This window comes from Nocardia australiensis (genome assembly GCF_020733705.1).
In the GTDB taxonomy this organism is placed as follows: Bacteria; Actinomycetota; Actinomycetes; order Mycobacteriales; family Mycobacteriaceae; genus Nocardia; species Nocardia australiensis.
Genome location: NZ_JAJFZM010000002.1, coordinates 880199 through 897981 on the forward strand (window position 1 = coordinate 880199; position 17783 = coordinate 897981).

20 protein-coding genes and 1 pseudogene are annotated in these 17783 nt (G+C 64.7%); 13 read left to right on the forward strand and 8 right to left on the reverse strand.

The genetic code is table 11. The features are described 5' to 3' along the window. Nucleotides 1-23: 23 nt before the first annotated feature. Nucleotides 24-659: a membrane protein YczE gene (gene yczE / locus LKE06_RS18945; protein WP_228000561.1), complete on the reverse strand. Its 636-nt coding sequence runs from the start codon at nt 657-659 to the stop codon at nt 24-26. A 219-nt stretch (nt 660-878) separates the two neighbouring features. Between yczE and LKE06_RS18950 the strand changes: the two genes are divergently transcribed. From LKE06_RS18950 to LKE06_RS18980, 7 genes and pseudogenes are all read left to right on the forward strand, one after another. Next, a complete protein-coding gene (locus tag LKE06_RS18950; protein WP_228000562.1) occupies nt 879-1394 on the forward strand; it encodes a hypothetical protein in 516 nt (171 codons plus the stop codon). 298 nt (nt 1395-1692) lie between these two features. Then, nucleotides 1693-2268, forward strand: coding sequence for a TerD family protein (locus tag LKE06_RS18955; RefSeq protein WP_228000563.1), 576 nt, complete (start codon nt 1693-1695; stop codon nt 2266-2268). Nucleotides 2269-2305: 37 nt separating this feature from the next. Continuing rightward, nucleotides 2306-3010, forward strand: a pseudogene (locus LKE06_RS18960) (PP2C family protein-serine/threonine phosphatase); the annotation flags it as partial. Between the two features lie 677 nt (nt 3011-3687). Next, nucleotides 3688-4176: a Fur family transcriptional regulator gene (locus tag LKE06_RS18965; protein ID WP_228000564.1), complete on the forward strand. Its 489-nt coding sequence runs from the start codon at nt 3688-3690 to the stop codon at nt 4174-4176. Next, on the forward strand, nt 4169-6400 hold the full coding sequence (gene katG / locus LKE06_RS18970; RefSeq protein ID WP_228000565.1) for a catalase/peroxidase HPI: 2232 nt from the start codon (nt 4169-4171) through the stop codon (nt 6398-6400). The genes LKE06_RS18965 and katG overlap by 8 nt, the downstream gene beginning before the upstream one ends. 134 nt (nt 6401-6534) lie before the next feature. After that, the gene (locus tag LKE06_RS18975) at nt 6535-7251 is read left to right on the forward strand and encodes a metal-dependent hydrolase (RefSeq protein ID WP_228000566.1); all 717 of its coding nucleotides are present in this window, start codon (nt 6535-6537) and stop codon (nt 7249-7251) included. Nucleotides 7252-7816: 565 nt separating this feature from the next. After that, nucleotides 7817-8821, forward strand: coding sequence for an SMP-30/gluconolactonase/LRE family protein (locus LKE06_RS18980; RefSeq protein WP_228000567.1), 1005 nt, complete (start codon nt 7817-7819; stop codon nt 8819-8821). Between the two features lie 212 nt (nt 8822-9033). On the opposite strand, the gene LKE06_RS18985 is transcribed toward LKE06_RS18980, so the two are convergent. Both LKE06_RS18985 and LKE06_RS18995 read right to left on the reverse strand, forming a co-directional pair. Next, a complete protein-coding gene (locus LKE06_RS18985; protein ID WP_228000568.1) occupies nt 9034-10128 on the reverse strand; it encodes a hypothetical protein in 1095 nt (364 codons plus the stop codon). Nucleotides 10129-10375: 247 nt separating this feature from the next. Then, nucleotides 10376-11017, reverse strand: coding sequence for a helix-turn-helix domain-containing protein (locus LKE06_RS18995; RefSeq protein WP_228000569.1), 642 nt, complete (start codon nt 11015-11017; stop codon nt 10376-10378). Nucleotides 11018-11133: 116 nt separating this feature from the next. Between LKE06_RS18995 and LKE06_RS19000 the strand changes: the two genes are divergently transcribed. Together LKE06_RS19000 and LKE06_RS19005 are read left to right on the forward strand one after the other, a co-directional pair. Next, nucleotides 11134-12045: a TIGR03619 family F420-dependent LLM class oxidoreductase gene (locus LKE06_RS19000; protein WP_228000570.1), complete on the forward strand. Its 912-nt coding sequence runs from the start codon at nt 11134-11136 to the stop codon at nt 12043-12045. A 110-nt stretch (nt 12046-12155) separates the two neighbouring features. After that, nucleotides 12156-12959 carry a thioesterase family protein gene (locus tag LKE06_RS19005; RefSeq protein WP_228000571.1) on the forward strand — a complete coding sequence of 268 codons (804 nt, stop codon included), beginning with the start codon at nt 12156-12158 and terminating at the stop codon, nt 12957-12959. Nucleotides 12960-12984: 25 nt separating this feature from the next. Here the strand turns inward: LKE06_RS19005 and LKE06_RS33460 are convergent, their stop codons facing one another. Next, nucleotides 12985-13134 carry a WYL domain-containing protein gene (locus LKE06_RS33460; protein WP_443678134.1) on the reverse strand — a complete coding sequence of 50 codons (150 nt, stop codon included), beginning with the start codon at nt 13132-13134 and terminating at the stop codon, nt 12985-12987. A 165-nt stretch (nt 13135-13299) separates the two neighbouring features. On the opposite strand from LKE06_RS33460, the gene LKE06_RS19010 reads away from it, so the two are divergent. From LKE06_RS19010 to LKE06_RS19020, 3 genes are all read left to right on the forward strand, one after another. Then, complete coding sequence (locus tag LKE06_RS19010) at nt 13300-14106, forward strand: winged helix DNA-binding domain-containing protein (protein ID WP_228000572.1); 807 nt, start codon at nt 13300-13302, stop codon at nt 14104-14106. Nucleotides 14107-14272: 166 nt separating this feature from the next. Next, on the forward strand, nt 14273-14539 hold the full coding sequence (locus LKE06_RS19015) for a hypothetical protein (RefSeq protein WP_228000573.1): 267 nt from the start codon (nt 14273-14275) through the stop codon (nt 14537-14539). Continuing rightward, the gene (locus LKE06_RS19020) at nt 14536-14910 is read left to right on the forward strand and encodes a hypothetical protein (protein ID WP_228000574.1); all 375 of its coding nucleotides are present in this window, start codon (nt 14536-14538) and stop codon (nt 14908-14910) included. The genes LKE06_RS19015 and LKE06_RS19020 overlap by 4 nt, the downstream gene beginning before the upstream one ends. A gap of 101 nt (nt 14911-15011) precedes the next feature. On the opposite strand, the gene LKE06_RS19025 is transcribed toward LKE06_RS19020, so the two are convergent. From LKE06_RS19025 to LKE06_RS19035, 3 genes are read right to left on the reverse strand one after another with little or no spacing between them, the layout of a single operon-like run. Beyond that, nucleotides 15012-15281 carry a hypothetical protein gene (locus LKE06_RS19025; protein ID WP_228000577.1) on the reverse strand — a complete coding sequence of 90 codons (270 nt, stop codon included), beginning with the start codon at nt 15279-15281 and terminating at the stop codon, nt 15012-15014. Nucleotides 15282-15323: 42 nt separating this feature from the next. Further along, nucleotides 15324-15866, reverse strand: a complete 543-nt coding sequence (locus LKE06_RS19030; RefSeq protein ID WP_228000578.1) for a DoxX family protein — start codon at nt 15864-15866, stop codon at nt 15324-15326. 31 nt (nt 15867-15897) lie between these two features. Beyond that, nucleotides 15898-16680 carry a dioxygenase family protein gene (locus LKE06_RS19035; protein ID WP_228000579.1) on the reverse strand — a complete coding sequence of 261 codons (783 nt, stop codon included), beginning with the start codon at nt 16678-16680 and terminating at the stop codon, nt 15898-15900. 81 nt (nt 16681-16761) lie between these two features. On the opposite strand from LKE06_RS19035, the gene LKE06_RS19040 reads away from it, so the two are divergent. Continuing rightward, a complete protein-coding gene (locus tag LKE06_RS19040; protein ID WP_228000580.1) occupies nt 16762-17241 on the forward strand; it encodes a MarR family winged helix-turn-helix transcriptional regulator in 480 nt (159 codons plus the stop codon). A 22-nt stretch (nt 17242-17263) separates the two neighbouring features. Here LKE06_RS19040 and LKE06_RS19045 read toward each other — a convergent pair whose 3' ends face one another. Further along, nucleotides 17264-17416: a hypothetical protein gene (locus tag LKE06_RS19045; RefSeq protein ID WP_228000581.1), complete on the reverse strand. Its 153-nt coding sequence runs from the start codon at nt 17414-17416 to the stop codon at nt 17264-17266. Nucleotides 17417-17783 lie beyond the last annotated feature (367 nt).

Consider the following 17783-nt stretch of genomic DNA (forward strand, 5'->3'; position numbering starts at 1 on the left):
GGCAATTCACTACCGCCGCGCCGTCACGGCGCGACCGCGACAGTAGCCGGCTCATCCCGATTCGAACCGGGATCGAAGCCCGGCAGATACCGATTCACCACCGGAATCAGCAACTGGATCAGCGGGCCGATCCCGAACGCGTACACCACAGTCCCGACACCAACGCTCCCACCGAGCAGCCAGCCAACCGCCAGCACCCCCACCTCGATCGTCGTGCGCACCAACCGGACCGACAGACCGGTCCGGCCGACCAGTCCAGTCATCAGTCCGTCACGCGGGCCAGGCCCCATACCGGCACCGATGTACAAAACCGTCGCGATCGCGTTCAGCACCACCGCGGCACACATCGCACCGATCCGGCCCACCAGCACATCCCACTGCGGAAGCAGCCACAGACCGACGTCGACCGACACCCCGATCACCACCACATTGCTGACCGTGCCCAAACCGGGCCGCTGCCGCAACGGAATCCATGCCAGCAACACAGCCACTCCCGTCAACGCCGTCACCGCGCCGAAGCTGATCGACACATGCGCAGCCACCCCCTGGTGAAACACATCCCAAGGATCCAACCCGAGACCGGCACGCACCATCACGGCCATCGAGAACCCGTACAACCAAAGCCCGACATACAACGCGAGCACACGGCGAAGCAGCATCCGCACAGCATGAACCACAACTGGACCCTGAATACAGATCCACTCGAGATCTACTGGCCTTATCGAGGCCGATTGTGGACCAGGGGAGCGCAGCACCGGCGGCGAGTTGGCCCTGCGGATGCAGACCTCCCGGATACGCTGCCCACAGCCCGAATCGACCGCCCAATCGAGGGCACGGCCCGATGCGTGGCGAACCAATCGCAACACCGGAGGGAAGCCATGAGAAAGCTCGTCGTCATGACCGCGCTGGCGTTTGCCCTTGCCGCGGGAGCCGGATGCTCCAATGACTCCTCGACAACGACCACAACGACCACGCCGTCGCCGACATCGACCACGCCGAAGCCCAGCACGACCACCCCGACACCCGGGGCCCCGACAACACACGCCGAGAACCCCGCTCCACAACCGACCACCCACGCGGGCAACCCAGCCCCGCCGCCCGCACCCGCGCCCCCGCCCGCACCCGCGCCTGAACCAAAACCCGCACCTGAACCAAAACCCGCACCAACAAGCACCATCCTCATCCCCAACCCCAACGGCGACCCGAACGAAGTCCCCTGCGAGGGCACGATCTGCACCAACCCCAACCACGGCGCGGGCCCCGACCCCAACGACAACGGCCAATCCGAAATGCCCAACCCCAACGGCGACCCCGATCCCGTCCCCTGCGAAGGCACCATCTGCACCAACCCCAACCACGGCGCCGGTGAAGACCCCACCGCCCCGAACGGCTGACCGAACCACCCACGCGGGACCCTGCTGATGTGGCGGGGTCCCGCGTGGGTGGTTCGGCCTCCGCAGCTTGCCGACCACATCAGATCACCGTAAATACCTGCCACACAACAATTCTCACAAAACATCGCCACCCGATCACGAACCCGAATCATCAAACCCACCGCCGCACTGCGCGTATCGCCGATAGTCGGGCAACATCAAAGAATGCTCGACCTACTAGGCTCGAGCCGAGCGGAAACCGCAGCGGGCGCACGCACCGCTGCCGATGACATATCGTCCGAACACGAAAGGAACCGAGATGGGTGTGACTCTGGCCAAGGGCGGCAATGTGTCGCTGTCGAAGCAGGCCCCGAATCTGACGGCGGTAGCGGTCGGTCTGGGCTGGGATGTGCGAGCCACGACCGGCTCCGACTTCGACCTGGACGCCAGCGCCCTGGCGACCGGATCCGATCAGAAGGTGCTCTCGGATCAGCACTTCGTCTTCTACAACAACCTGCGTTCCCCAGAAGGCTCGATCGAACACACCGGCGACAACCTAACCGGTGAGGGCGAGGGCGATGACGAAGTCATCAACGTCGACCTGGCCGCGACGCCGCCGACGATCACCAACATCTTCTTCCCCGTATCGATTCACGACGCGCTGGCCCGCCAGCAATCCTTCGGCCAGGTCCGCAACGCCTACATTCGGGTGGTCGACCGCGCCAACGGTGCGGAACTGGCCCGCTACGACCTCACCGAAGACGCTTCAACCGAGACCGCCATGGTGTTCGGCGAGCTGTACCGCAACGGCAACGAATGGAAGTTCCGCGCCATCGGACAGGGATACGCATCCGGCTTGTCCGGCATCGCCCGCGACTACGGCGTCAACGTCTGAGCGGGCACGGGGGGCAGCGGGAGAGCGATCCGCGATAATGACATTCGTGCTACGAACCGCGGCGCGCAGCGATCGCGGACTGGTCCGCGAAAACAACGAGGACAGCGTCTTCGCCGGGACACGACTGCTGGCACTGGCCGACGGCATGGGCGGCCATGCCGGAGGCGAGGTGGCCTCGGCGCTGATGATCGCGGCGCTGATGCCACTCGAGAATGCCGACCCCGCCCACGACCTGGCCGCCGGACTCGATGCAGCGATCAGAACGGGCAACGCACAGATCGCCGAGCACGTCGCCGAACAGCCCGAACTACAGGGCATGGGTACCACCCTCACCGCACTCCTGTTCGCGGGCAACACATTGTGCCTGGCACATGTGGGGGACTCGCGCGCGTATCTGCTGCGGGCCGGACACCTGACCCGGATGACCCGCGACGACACGTTCGTGCAGTCGCTGGTGGACGAGGGCCGAATCACCGCCGAGCAGGCGCGAACTCACCCACGCAAGTCACTGATCATGCGGGCGCTGTCGGGAATCGAGGTCCAGCCCGCGCTGGCCATACAAGAAGTCCACGCCGCAGACCGCTACGTACTGTGCTCCGACGGCCTATCCGATGTCGTGACCGACGAGCTGATCGCCGCCACGATGCGTGCGGGCACCAGCGACGAATGCGCCGACCGACTGATCGAATTGGCACTGCTCGGCGGCGGCCCCGACAACGTCACCGTCGTAGTCGCCGACGTCGAGGTACACCCCGGCCGGTGACTACGCCATCGCGAGTTCGGCCCCGGTCCATCCGGGGTCGAGCGATCGGCGTATCAGCAGCGACGATGACCCCGGCGGATTTCGAATTCCTGTCGTCTCTGCGCGGACCGACGCGCCACCGAGCGGGCTTCCTTACCGGGTAGACGGTCCGCAGTAACGATGCAAGAGCGTCGCGACGCCATGGCGCACCCCTCACTCTGAAACGTCACTGTGACGAAATAGTGCCTATAAAGGCCGGTGCGAGAGGGGAGAAGCCCGACTCGCCGGCGCGAACATCCACCCGATCCGCAACAAACGAAGCCTGTCGGATAGTTATCGCCAAATCGGGGTTGATCGAGCCAATCTACGAATCATCAAAGATTCACAAAATTCGCAGCTGCCATAGATTGCGCATAGCGCAACCAGTGAATTCGCAAGTGCAACAAATGAACCTGAGCAGCGCGCTCGATACGCCACTCGGATGGCGGCACCGAACCGACCGGATTCCGCGAACGAGCGAGCAGACACCGACATGACACCGGTGCACCCAGCAAAATCAACCCCTCTCGATCCACCCTCCTGTCGCGCCGATAATCAACATTATGTCAAGTAAGATCGATGGCAAGGATCCCCCTAACCGCACCTAGCCGAGACTTGAATGAGTCATACTTCGGAATGTGTCCACGAACTCGGACTTCGAGCACATGCTGCGTGGAGCCACACTGCGTGTGACAGCACCGCGGGTCGCGGTGCTGTCGGTGGTGCACAACCATCCTCACTCCGATACCGACTCGATCCTCGGACTCGTACGCGAAATCCTCAGCGCGGTGTCACATCAGGCCGTATACGACGTGCTGCGAGCACTGACGGCCGCCGGTCTCCTCCGGCGCATCCAGCCAATGGGGTCCGTGGCGCGCTACGAGACACGCGTCGGAGACAACCACCATCACGTCGTCTGCCGGTCATGTGGCGTCATCGCCGATGTCGATTGCGCCGTCGGTAACGCTCCCTGCCTGACCGCATCCGACGACAACGGATTCCTCCTCGACGAGGCCGAAGTCATCTACTGGGGTCTGTGCCCCGACTGCTCGGCACCACAGACTGTGCGAACCCACCCATCAGCACAGCCCGATTCGCTCACACCTGAAAGGAAACGCCGTGCCTGAGGAACACCCGCCCATCGGAGAGGCGAACACCGCGCCCACCGAAAGTGGTTGCCCCGTCACCTCCGGTCGCCTCGACTTCCCGACCGAGGGCAGTAGCAACCGTGACTGGTGGCCCAACCAACTCAACCTCAAGATCCTCCAGCAGAACCCCGCCGTGGCCAATCCCATGGGCGAGGATTTCGACTACGCCGCCGAATTCGCGACCCTCGATCTGGCTGCCGTGAAACGGGACATCGAGGAGGTGATGACGACCTCCCAGGATTGGTGGCCCGCCGACTACGGCCACTACGGACCACTGTTCATCCGGATGGCCTGGCATGCCGCGGGCACCTACCGCATCAAAGACGGACGCGGCGGCGCCGGCGCCGGCATGCAGCGGTTCGCGCCGCTCAACAGCTGGCCCGACAATGCCAGCCTCGACAAGGCTCGACGCCTGCTGTGGCCGGTGAAGAAGAAGTACGGGAAGAAGCTCTCCTGGGCCGACCTGATCGTCTATTCGGGCAATGTCGCACTGGAGTCGATGGGCTTCGAAACCTTCGGCTTCGGCGGCGGCCGCGTCGACCAGTGGGAGCCCGATGAGGACGTCTACTGGGGCCCTGAGCGCACCTGGCTCGGCGACGAACGCTACACCGGCACCCGAGACCTCGAGAACCCCTTGGCCGCGGTCCAGATGGGATTGATCTACGTCAACCCGGAGGGGCCCAACGGCAATCCCGATCCACTCGCCGCTGCCGTCGACGTTCGTGAGACATTCCGCCGCATGGCGATGAACGACGTCGAGACCGCGGCCCTGATCGTCGGCGGCCACACCTTCGGCAAGACCCACGGCGCAGGTGATCCCGAACTCGTCGGCCCCGAGCCCGAGGCGGCGCCATTGGAACAGCAGGGCCTCGGCTGGAAGAGCACCTTCGGCACCGGTGTCGGCAAGGACGCCATCACCAGCGGCCTCGAGGGCACCTGGACCCCCACTCCCAACACATGGGACAACAGCTTCCTCGAAACCCTCTACGGCTACGAATGGGAGAAGACGAAGAGCCCCGCCGGTGCGTGGCAGTACATTCCCAAAGACGGCGCCGGGGCGGGCACCGTGGACGACGCCCACGACCCGTCGAAGTCGCACACCCCGGTAATGCTGACGACGGACCTCTCGCTGCGCGTTGACCCGGTCTATGAGCAGATCACCCGCCGCTGGCTCGACCACCCCGACGAACTCGCCGACGAGTTCGCCAGGGCCTGGTACAAGCTGACCCACCGCGACATGGGCCCCATCGCCCGCTACCTCGGTCCGCTGGTCCCACAGGAACCGCTGCTGTGGCAGGACCCCGTTCCAGCAGTCACCTCCGACCTCATCGGGCCCGATGAAATCGCCGCCCTCGAGGACCGGATCCTGTCATCGGGTCTGACTATCCCCCAGCTTGTTTCGACCGCGTGGGCTGCGGCGTCGTCGTTCCGCGGCAGCGATAAGCGCGGTGGCGCCAACGGTGGCCGCATTCGCCTCGAGCCGCAGAGTAGCTGGGAGGTCAACAACCCCGACGAGCTCGCGCAGGTGGTTCGCACCCTGGAGGGAATTCAGGAGTCCTTCAACTCCGCCCAGACCGGCAACACCAGGGTGTCCTTCGCCGATCTCGTCGTACTGGGCGGCGGCGTGGCGATCAAGCAGGCCGCCAAGAACGCCGGGCACGACATCGAAGTGCCGTTCACACCAGGACGGACGGATGCCACGCAGGAGCAGACCGATGTGGAGTCCTTCTCCGCACTCGAACCGCAGGCCGACGGCTTCCGCAACTACCTCGGTAAAGGCAGTCGTCTCTCGGCCGAATACCTGCTGATCGACAAGGCGAATCTGCTGACGTTGAGCGCCCCCGAGCTGACCGTTCTCATCGGTGGTCTGCGCGTGCTCAGTGCGAACCACAAGCAGTCGCCGCTGGGCGTGTTCACCTCCACACCCGAATCGCTGACCAACGACTTCTTCGTGAACCTGCTCGATATGGGCACCACGTGGGAGCCGTCTCCGGCCGAGGACGGAACCTACGTGGGTAAGGATCGCGCCACCGGTGCGGCCCGGTGGACCGGCAGCCGCGTCGACCTCGTTTTCGGGTCGAATTCGCAGCTGCGTGCTATCGCGGAGGTCTACGGGACCGATGATTCGAAGCAGAAGTTCGTGCGGGACTTCATCGCCGCGTGGGACAAGGTCATGAACCTCGATCGGTTCGACCTGGCCTGATCACAACGCGAATCGCACCCCGCGACTCAAAGGTCGCGGGGTGCAGTGCGTTTCGCATCCCGCTCACTCCTCGGTACCGTCGGCCCTGACCTGCACATATCTGAAATACGCTGTTGTCAACTAACCTTCATGCGGTGCTAGGACATTCTCATGCGACCAGCGGCGCGTTCGCGTGGTCGGTGGCAGCCGCGACGTTGCCTGTATCGGCGTTGATCTATCCCGCATTGGCTACTGGAGATACACATCTCGGTCCCGTCGATCTGCTGCTGGGTACCTTTCTCACCGCGGGTGCCGCGTTACTGCCCGACGCGGATCACCCGAGCGGCACGATCGCTCATGTGCTGGGACCGGTCTCGCACTACTGCTGCCGTTTCATCTCCTGGATATCGGGCGGACATCGGCACGCGACCCATTCGTTCGCGTTCGTGATCGCGGTCGCGTGCGGGACCTGGGCCGGCGAGCATTGGATCGGCCGCTATTTCACACTTGCCCTTGCCTTCTTCCTCCTCGCGCTGGCCGTCAAAGCGCTCCACATTTGCCCGGCCGGCGATGGTTTCAAGGCATGGGGCACGGTCGTAATCCTCGCCGCCGCCGGAACATTCGCGATGGATCACTGGATCACCGACAAACCGGCCTGGTTACCGTTCTCGGTAGGACTGGGCGCATTGGCCCACCTCGCCGGCGATTGCCTCACAGACCGCGGCTGCCGACTGTTCTGGCCGTTCTCCCTGCGGACCCGCCTTCCGATCATCGAACGCACCGGGAACAAGGTCGAAACCTGGGTCCTGTCACCGCTGTTCACGGTAGGTACCCTCGCCGTCTTGTGGTACGTATTCAGCACCAGTCCATAACCATTGATACCGGTGGTGACTGCCCTATCGCGGCGAGTGCTCGCGCTGACGATACGGCAGTCACCACGTTCGGGCGCGAATGCCCGGCCCGGGCATCTTTGCTTCTTTTGGGTGATATTCAATGCATTACGCTGCGTCACTGTGTGGCAATCCATGTATTAATTCGCATAGTCCCATATCGCGATGGCTAGTGAACTCAGGGACGTCACCAATCGGCGCATCGAGCCGCCGCGATGGGCCATTCGACTGGCACAACAGAATCAACCATTGGAACCAATTTACCCAGCCGCACTCCCCCGCTGGGAACTTCGCCGCGCCCTGCGCAAAACATTGACCAGTCCCCGATCTACCACGGCACACGCCAAACCCATTCGAACACAGATAATCTCGACAAAGAATTCACCCTGCCGCAGCGGCGGCTACCCTCCCCTTCCTTGCTAGGCCCGGCGTAGCCGGACCTGTTGTATTCCAAGGACAGTCACATGCGTTGATGCGCATATCTACGTATCTAAATGCAATATTCTTGTCTGGCTTACCGACGACTCCCATCGGGCTAATCTGAGGTATGCACGCCGGACATACGATGCGACCCCAGCGCTGGACACCGCCGCCGGCGCTCCCCCGCGCACGCGAAACCCGCAGTGCGACAACACTTCCCCCGGTTACGCGCATAGAGCTACGCGGGACCGGACCGGAGGATGTGGTGCTGGCTCCCGATGGGCGGGTACTCGCCGGCGTCGAGGATGGTTCGATCTTCAGCATCGATCCGGCCGATGGGGATGTGCGCTTGCTGGTGAATACCGGCGGGCGGCCGCTGGGGCTGCACGCCAATAGCGACGGGACGATTCTGATCTGCGATGCGACCCTCGGATTGTTACGCCTGGATTCCGACGGCAGCCTAGAGGTTCTCGTCGACACGGTCGAGGGGCAGCCACTCCCCTTTGCCAGCAATGTCGTTCAGGACGACGACGATTCGATCTATTTCTCGTCGTCGTCGCGCCACTATCGGCTCGACGAGTGGATGGGCGACATCCTGGAGCATTCCGGTACCGGGCGACTGTTTCGCCGCGACCGGACCGGCCGCGTCGAAACCCTGATCGACGGGCTGCAATTCGCCAATGGGGTTGTCCTGTCCCCCGACCGTTCTTGCGTGGTCGTCGCCGAGACCGGCGCGTACCGGGTGACTCGGCATTGGCTATCCGGACCGAAGGCCGGCACACAGGATTATCTCATCGAGAATCTGCCCGGCTTCCCCGACAATATGGCCCTCGGTAGCGACGGGCTCATCTGGATTACACTCCCCTCGCCGCGAAATCCATTGCTGGATCGCCTGCTTCCGCTTCCGGGCTTCTTGCGCCGGGCGGTCTGGGCGCTGCCCGAATCGCTGCACCCGAAGGCACCGAAGACCATCTGGGTAATGGCAGTCGACTTCGATGGCAATGTCGTCCATGACTTGCAGATCGAAGGCACCAATTTTTCGATGGTCACGGGGGTCGTCGAGAACGACGGCACGTTGTATCTGGGCAGTCTGACAGAATCCGCTGTCGCGGTGACTCGAATCCCCAGCTAGGCAGAGCGGTATTTCGCGCGAATTTCAGTGCACAACCGCACACTGACCGAATCGACCGATCCTTGCTGCTCCGATGACATTTCGGGTGGATGGCGAGCTGGTAACGCCCGATCAGCTCGGTGAGCGAGTGTCACGGCCGAGTGGGCGGGTCGTGCGCTGCGGCGCAGGAGGAACGTTCGTCGGACGTAAGCTGAGCCATCCGCGCTGTCGAGTCACAGGAGCTGTTCGGGGTGGGCGTCGGCCTCGCTGCGGACGTCGGCGGCGAATTGCGCCTCGATTTCATTGTCATCGCTGGGGGTGTGTGCCGCGTAGAGCAGCAGGCAGCCGCGAATGCCGTCGAGGAGGTCTTCCAGGAGGTCGAGAGCCGGACGGACCGGGTCGAGGCGACTGATTCGGAATTCGGCGAGCAGTGCTTCGCGAGTTTCGTTGTCGAGATTGAATTTGCGGGCTTGTTCTTCGATTTCGGCTACTCGGGCGACGACGGCCCATGGTGCGGGGACCTGCCCTTCTGATACCGACATGGCCTCGGCGATCAGATCGACGACGATCTCGGTCGGTGTCTCGCCGGTGTCGAGGCGCTCGAGGACGAGGGTCGGGGTTTGGACCTGGAGCGCTTCGATGTCGTCGGCTTCCACGACGACGTCGACGGCCGGTATTTCGGCCAGCTCCCCAGCTACCGTCGCGGCGGCGTCGAGCCAGTGGACGGCGGCGACGGCCGCCGAGGCGGGGTCGAGTTCGGTGAACAGTTCGATGGAGCCGAGCGGGTCGGCGCGAAGTAGTTCGTCGGCGACGTGGACCTGGGCGGGTGAGATGTCGGGCCGGGATAGTTCGACGGCTTGTCTGGCTCGGCCGGACAGGTCGCCGAGTTCGGCGGATTCGATCGCGGTTTGTTCGGTGGTGACCTCGGCGAGGATGGTGGCGCGCAGGTCCGGGTCGTCGATGGTGTGCAGGGTGCGCCCGATGCGGTGCGCGGATTCGACGACGCCGCTGTAGGAGACGATGAGTCCGTGGTCGGTCGGCAGGTTCGGGGTACGGATTCCGGCTTCGACTTCTTTGAAGTTCCGACGTTCTTCCGCGCGGCGCCAGGCTTCGCTGTTGGGGATTTCGGGGTCGCCCGCGGCGCTGGCCGGGTGGGTGTAGGTGCGCCATTGGAAGCGTGAGAGGGTGGTCAGATTCGACGCCAGAGCTGTTGCCTGGTCCTGGCTTATGGGCGGCAGCATGGCCACCGTCGCCGCGAGATCGCCGCGTCCGGTCGCCCAGATGGCGACGATCGCGTTGCGGTCTGCGTCGAATGCGTATCGGGTCACTCCGCAAGTCTTGCTGATCGGTCACGGTTGTGCGCGCGCATGCCGTCACTCGGGTGTGTGAACGGGCGTTTCTGGTCGGGGCGAGCTTGTCGGACCCCGCGCGGGGTGGCGCGTACCCGGGTGGGTGATATGGCGCCACTGGATTCGATCGACCAGTTGCGGGCGGTGACAGTCGAATTGGCGCGACTTTCGCGCGAGGCCTGACTCGGAAATGACTCGTGATCGGGGTCGTGCGGGCGGCTGGGTGTCAGGGGTGGCGGGAGCGGGTCGGAGGTTTCGGCGCCGGGGTGGTGAGCATGGCGACGATCATGTCGATGATTTCGGCGGTGTCTGCTGCCGGGTGACGGGGGCGGATTCCGGTTTCGAGTGCGCGTTCGTAATCGGCGATCAGGGCGAACATGACGGTGGCCATGGTTTCGAGGCGTTGGCGGCGCAGGCGTGCGGGAAGTTGTGGCAGTGCGGCGGTGAGGCGGGTGGCGATGATGCGGACGGCGGCGCGGTCGGCACCGGCGAGGCGGCGGGGGTCGGCGATCACCGGGTGGGTGCGGACGACTTCGAGGAAGCGCCCGCAGTGGGTGACGCCGTCCATGGTGGTCAGTTCGAGGATGGGTGCGGCGAGCATGCCGACCAGGGTGCGGACGTCGTGTGCGGTGCCGTCGGTTTCGCTGTCGGCCAGTAGCCGCAGTCTGCGGTCTTCGAGCCAGTTCATTCGCCGGTCGACGATGGCTTCGATGAGTCCGGTGCGCGAGTCGAAGTAGTACTGGACCGCGGAGTTGTTGCGTTGCCCTGCGGCTGCTGCGATGTCTCGGAGCGGAACGTCGACGCCTCGTTGCGCTATGAGGCGTTCTCCGGCGTCGAGCAGCGCGGCTCGGGAGTTGTCGACGTGCATGGCCGAACTGTACTAAACCCTGGTATTGACGATGTTAAGCATCAGTGATTAATTGGTGGCTGGGAACGGTGGTGTGGTGACCGCACCCCAATACCTCCGCACCGAAGGATGCCGCTATGCGATTCACCTACGCCGAGACGATGGTCGACCCCGCCTATTACGTGCCGCTGGCTCGCGCGGCGGAGGAGGCCGGGTATTCGACCATGGTTGTCGCCGACAGCGTCGCCTACCCGAAGGACTCCGACGCGACCTACCCCTACACCCCCGACGGTAATCGGGAGTTCTTGGAGAACAAGCCGTTCGTCGAGGCGTTCGTGGTTTCGGCCGCGATGGCCGCGGTGACGACGACGCTGCGGTTCACGCCGTTCGTGCTGAAGTTGCCGATTCGTCCGCCGGTGCTGGTCGCGAAGCAGGCCGCGTCCATCGCGGCGATGAGCGGTAACCGGCTGGGGCTCGGTGTCGGAATCAGCCCGTGGCCTGATGATTTCGACATGATGGGGGTGCCGTTCGAGCATCGGGGCGCGCGGATGGACGAGTGCATCGATATCGTGCGTGGGCTGACCGGTAGCGCGACATCGGCGGTCGCTCCCCCACTGTCGGCTGACGGCTACTTCGAATTTCACGGCAAGTTCTACGATATTGCGCCGATAAAGATCAATCCGGTGCCCAGCGAGCCGATCCCGATCCTGATCGGTGGTCACAGCCGGCCCGCGCTGCGGAGGGCGGCGCAGCGTGGCGACGGGTGGATGCACGCGGGCGGCGACGCCGAGGAACTCGGCCGGTTGCTGGATCAGCTGAGTGTGCTGCGTGCTGAGTACGGGACCCGCGAGGACTTCGAGGTGCACGTCATTTCGCTGGACGGGTTCACCGTGGACGGCGTGAAACGCCTCGAGGACAAGGGTGTCACCGATGTGATTGTCGGTTTCCGCTACCCGTACACGATCGAGGCCGATACCGAACCGCTCGACACCAAGATCGCCCATCTGTCCCGGTTCGCCGAGAAGGTCATTGCGAAGGTAGGTGACTGAACCACCGGCAGCAACGTCGGAACTCCTAGCAGCGGTTGGAGTCCCGGCGCCGCACCGGCGTGCACGACCATCGGTGTTCTCGTGAGTAACCGGCACGGTAGCGTCGGCTGATGACTACCACCGCGGATTTCGCATTCGACACCGACACTGCCTGCGCACGCGTTGGCGACCATGAATACGGTTCGTGGTTGTCGGATCGCTGGTCCACGCTGGGTGGCACTGCGAATGGTGGCTATCTGCTCGCCACCGCTTTGCAAGCACTGCACGACGAGCTTCCGCATCCCGACCTGCTGTCCGCGTCCGCCCATTTCCTGCGTCCGGGCACTCCGGGCAGCGCTCTCATCCACACCGATATCGCCCGCATCGGGCGGCGCACGGCGACCGGTCAAGCGATCCTGACTCGTGATGATCGTGAAATCATCCGCGTGCTGGCGACTTTCACCGATCTGGCCACCGCTGCGGGTCCTACGCTGGTGCGCAATACCCCGCCCGCGCTGCCCGCGCCCGCTCGGTGTCTCGACCCGCTCGGTGGCGTCGTTCCAGATGGTGCGACCATCGCCGAACGCATCGATATCCGTATGCCGGAAGTCGCGGGCTTCTGGCGCGGTGAGCCCGGTGGCACGACCACCGCCGAATTCTGGATGCGTTTCGCCGACGGTCGCGAGGCGGATTCGATCGCGCTGGCCCTGCTCGTCGACGCCGCCATGCCGGTGGTGTTCGATACCGGTGTCTCGGGGTCCTCGACAATCGAACTCACGGTACATATCCGGCGCCGCCCGGCTCCGGGTTGGCTGGCATGTCGGGTCCACACCGACTATCTCATGGACGGATTCCACGAGGAGGATTTCGAAATCTGGGACAGCACAGGAACCCTCGTCGCGCAATCACGCCAACTCGCCCTCATCCCCCAGTAGGCCTGTCAGCTCAGCCGATGAAGGACTAGGTCCGAATCGGCCCCAGGCGCCAGTTGTGCCGTCGCAGGTCGTAGGCCACCAGGTACCAGTGTCCGCCGAGTGCGCCGACGCGATGCGGCCCGGAAGCCTCCTTAGAGTCGATCCCGACGACCGCACACGAGGCAAGGACAGAAATACAGAAAAATGATCACTCGTGAGATCCAGCTGACTGCCCAGATCACCGGCACCGCCACGCTCGACCATGTCACCGTCGCCGAGACCGAGGTGGACGGCGATCCGCAGTACCCAGCACCTCGCCGCGGCCGACGACTTCCGTTGGCTGCGGCCGCTGCTGTAGCCCGTGCTCGACCGCACGGCCGGCTCGCCCCACTTCACCCGGAACAGCACCGGCCTGGACGTGGTGGCCGACGGACTCGACCTGCTAGCGGGAGGGACGCTGTCGCGCAAGGAGCTGGCCCGGCGGCTGGCCGAACGCCATCCTGGATGTGACGGGCGGATTCTCGCCGGGCAGTTGGAACTGCGCACCCCCCTCGTCCATGGTGCGGCCACCGGCGCGTGGGGCTCCCGGGGCAACCGGTCGGCGGTCTCGGTCACGCCCGCCGAGGTCTGGCTGGGACAGCCGATGGCGACGGCGGCCGCCAAGGATTCGGCCAAGGAGCTGATCCGCCGCTATCTGGCCGCCTTCGGGCCGGCCGGAGTGAAGGACGTCCAGGCCTGGTGCGGCCTCACCCGCCTGGGCGAGGTCGTCACGGAGATGCACGAACTGCGCCACTACTCCGGTCCCGACGGCAGGGATCTGATCGATCTGGCCGACGCTGAGCTGCCCGACCCCGAAACGCTCGCGCCGGCGCGGCTGCTGCCCGCCTTCGACAACGCCCTGCTCGGCCACGCCGACCGGACCCGGATCATCAGCGACGAGGATCGGAAGCGGGTGATGCCCGGCCGGGCACAGGTACGGCCCACCTTCCTGGTGGACGGCTGGGTGCGCGGAACGTGGTCCTGCGACGCCGGGACGCTGCTGCTCACCCCGTTCCGACCGCTCTGCCCAACCGATCGGGCGGCCCTGGAACAGGAAGCCAACCGACTGCTGCCATTCGTGGGAGGCGGGGTGGTGGCCTACAGCGACCTACCACTCGAACAAGGCTAGGTGCGGCGAGCGCCTGATTGGTGGTCAGAAAGCAAACACTGCGTCGTCATCGTCGCGCCGAGGGCGCAAACCAACACCACGTTGCCGATCGTGCGGCCGACGCCGAGCAGCGTCGCATAGCACTGCCCCTGTGGAGTCCGGGTAGCAGAAGAAGACGTCGATCACGATGGCGCAAGCGTTCGTAGCAGCGGACGAGGCGGTGGTAGGTGTGCTGTCAGGCATGGGTGCGCTCGAAAATCGGTCCCAGAGCGGTTCGGTCAGCCATGATGGCAGTACAGGCACACGTTTCCTGGTGATCACAGCGCGTCGCAACTCCATGGTCGCCAAAACCTGTGCCGACTTTGGCATCGGGGGGCGCATCCGCGCCTATCTGCGCGATCTCTCGGTCGAGGGCCAGGATCATGCACGAACGATCGGGGAGGTCCAGGGATGAGCGAGGCGCGCAAATTTTTCACGTATCTCGTTATTCTGGGGGCCGTCGCGTCAGCGACGCTGATCGTCGCGGTGGCGGCATTTTGGCTCTGGTACAGCGCTTTCGGTGCCTGCCGGGCCGAGGACCACCCCGGTTTGGCGGCGCTGGGACCACTTGCGTTGATGCTCGCCGGCGTGCTCGCTGCCGCGTTCCTGATACGCGGTTCGCGCGGCACCCGGCGCTGTTTGGCGGTGGGGATGCTGATCGGCTCGGTCTTGTCGGGAATTCTGGTCTTCGACTACGCCGTCGAACCACCGATCTGGCAGAGCGAGTGCCACGGTTTCCATTGGGACAACCCACCCCCGCCTAGCGCCCCCGAGCCGGCTGAATAACAGCGGCCAGCGGGCTCGGTCGACACATTCGGGCCCGACCTGTAAGGCGTCATTCGGGAGGATGGGGAACGCAGATCTGCGACGCGACCATGTGTCCGCACTCAGTCGGTGAGGCGATGAGACTTCTCGCCCTGCTGGACATCGGTTGCTGCGAGGCTGCCGAGAAGGCGGATGTGTTCCTCGGTGAGTGAGCCGGGTTCGGTGGTGTAGCCGAACATGGTCCAGCCGGGGCTGTCGGTGATCGAACTGGCCGCGTCGGACTTCTCGGCGAATACCGTCAACGCCGCCTCGACGAACAACGCGCGCCGCTCCACCCTGGCGCTCGGCGCAATTCGCGCCGAATAGCTATGCCTCGACCGGACGGTACTCACATCTGTCGACCCTGATGCCGTCGCGGTCCGGCCGAGCGGCGGTCAGTTCCGCGTGAGCAAAACGACGCCAGCGGTGATCACGGCCAGTGCGATGGCTGCGATGCCGTAGCCGAGGCGGTGGTTGCGCAGTGCGGGCAGGCAATGGTCGACAGCGACGCGTCCCGGGCCGGTGAGGGCGAGAGCGGCGGCGGCCAGGGCCAGGATCAGTTCGTATTCGACCCCTTTGGGCGCGAAGAAGGCGCCGGTCCCTTTCACCACGATGGCATTGATCATGGTGCCGAGCACGGCGGCGGCGGCCAGCGGGGTCAGTAGGCCGAGGGCAAGACCGAGACCGCCGAGCGTCTCGCTGAGTCCCGCGATCGCGGCCATGGTCTCGCCCGCGGGGTATCCACTCGCGGTGAAGAATTTGCCGGTGCCCGCCACGCCAGCGCCGCCGAACCAGCCGAAGAGCTTCTGGGTTCCGTGTGCGGCGAGGGTCGAGCCGACGGCCAGCCGCAGTACCAATAGTCCGGCGTCGTAGGCGGTCTGACCACCGACAGTCTTCGCGGCATTGTCGCCGGTCCGTTCGAGGGTGGTGGTGGTCATGAGAGGTCTCCTAATGGTGGGTTGTTCGGGTTCAGCCGAGTTGAATGGAACGTTTGGCCAGTCCGTGCCAGAAATCGTCGATAACGGTGCGGTAGGTGGCCAGATCCGACTCGCCCGCGCCGAGTGCGACGAACAGCGGGGCGAAGTGTTCGGTGCGCGGGTGCGCGAGATGCGGTGCGGGCGCCTTGTTTTCGAAGTCCAGCAGGGTGTCGATATCACCCGCCGCCAAGGCGCGCTGCCCCCAGTCGTCGAATTCGGCCATCACGGGATGGACCGAACCGTCGCCGGTGAGAGCACGCAGGTTGTGGGTGAAGAAGCCGCTGCCGACGATCAGTACGCCCTCGTCACGTATCGGTGCCAACTTGCGGCCGACCGTCATGAGCGCTCGCGGATCCAGCGTGGGCAGCGACATCTGCAGCACCGGAACATCCGCGGCCGGATACATCTGCGTCATCGGCACATAGGCGCCGTGGTCGAGGCCGCGGCCGGGCACATCGCGCACCGGACTTCCGTGACCGCGCATCAACTTCCGCACCCGAGCAGCCAGTTCGGGCGCGCCCGGCGCTGGATAGTGGACGTCGTAGTAGCGCTGCGGAAATCCCGAGAAGTCGTAGGTCAGCGGCACCGTCTCGGTAGCGCCGATGGCTATCGGAGCCTCCTCCCAATGCGCCGAAATCATCAGCACGGCTTTGGGTTTCGGCAGCCGCGCCGACCATGCCGCCAGCTGCCCCGGCCAGATCGGGTCGTCGGTCAACGGCGGTGCGCCGTGCGATAGGTACAACACGGGCATCCGATGGGCCCGGTATGTAGTCATGCCACCTCCTAGTTGTTCAAATTTGAACAACAGGAGCGTACCTGTTTGTTCAAATTTGAACAACACCGGTAGGCTGAACAGGTGGGCGAACCCAAATGGCTCAACGCCGAGGAGATGCGTGCCTGGCAGGCGCTACTGTCGGGCTGGGCGCTACTGGACCGGCAGATCGAGCAGCACCTCAAGGAGGACGCCGGACTCTCCCACGCCCAGTACGAAATACTGGTCCGCCTCGCTGCCGCCCCCCACGGCAAGATCCGGATGACCGAGCTCGCCGATTCCCTGGTCAACTCCAAAAGCGGCCTGACCTACCAGGTCGACCGACTCGAAAAGGCCGGACTGGTCCGCCGCGAATCCTGCGACACCGACGTACGCGGGATAACCGCAACCCTCACCAAGGCCGGCCGCCACAAACTCGACGACGCCGCCCCCGCCCACGTAACACTGGTGCGCGAACTCCTGATCGACGTACTCACCCCCACCCAACTCTCCGCCCTCGCCGACGGACTCAGCGCAGTCGCCCACCGCATCCAGACCACCGACCCACGACAGCGGCGACGTTAATTCACGCCATCACCTGCCGTGATCAGCTCTGCCCAGCAGCGAATTCGATGAACCGCGCCAGCCCATGTCGTTCCCGGCGTTCAGTGCGCGCGAGCGGTGCGAACTGTTCCGCCATCACCTCGCCGATGGTCTCCGTTGCGGCGGCGAGCCGGTCACTGCCACCCGGTGTGCGCATTCTCGATCCGAGGCTCACGGTGATCCACGAAACGCTGGCGCCGCAGACACCCCAGGAGGAAAGTGGCCGCGCGCCATCTCACGCACGAATCCGAAATGCTCGAATACGGGTCGCCGCGGTCAAGCACTCCCTACGTAACGGCCGACCTTGCTCGGGCGTCAGCGCTGCCCGAGCATCCGCGATTACGCCCACGCATCATTGCACGCAATGCCATGATGAACGCCGCAGGTAGAGCGCCATTTCTCGATTTGATCGGCCAATCGGGCCAAGGTGGGACCAATCCGAATTGCGCGGCGGCTCCGATTCACTCGTGTGTACCCAACGATGTGGCACCCGCCCCATCGTCCGATCACGGTTAACCGAAAGG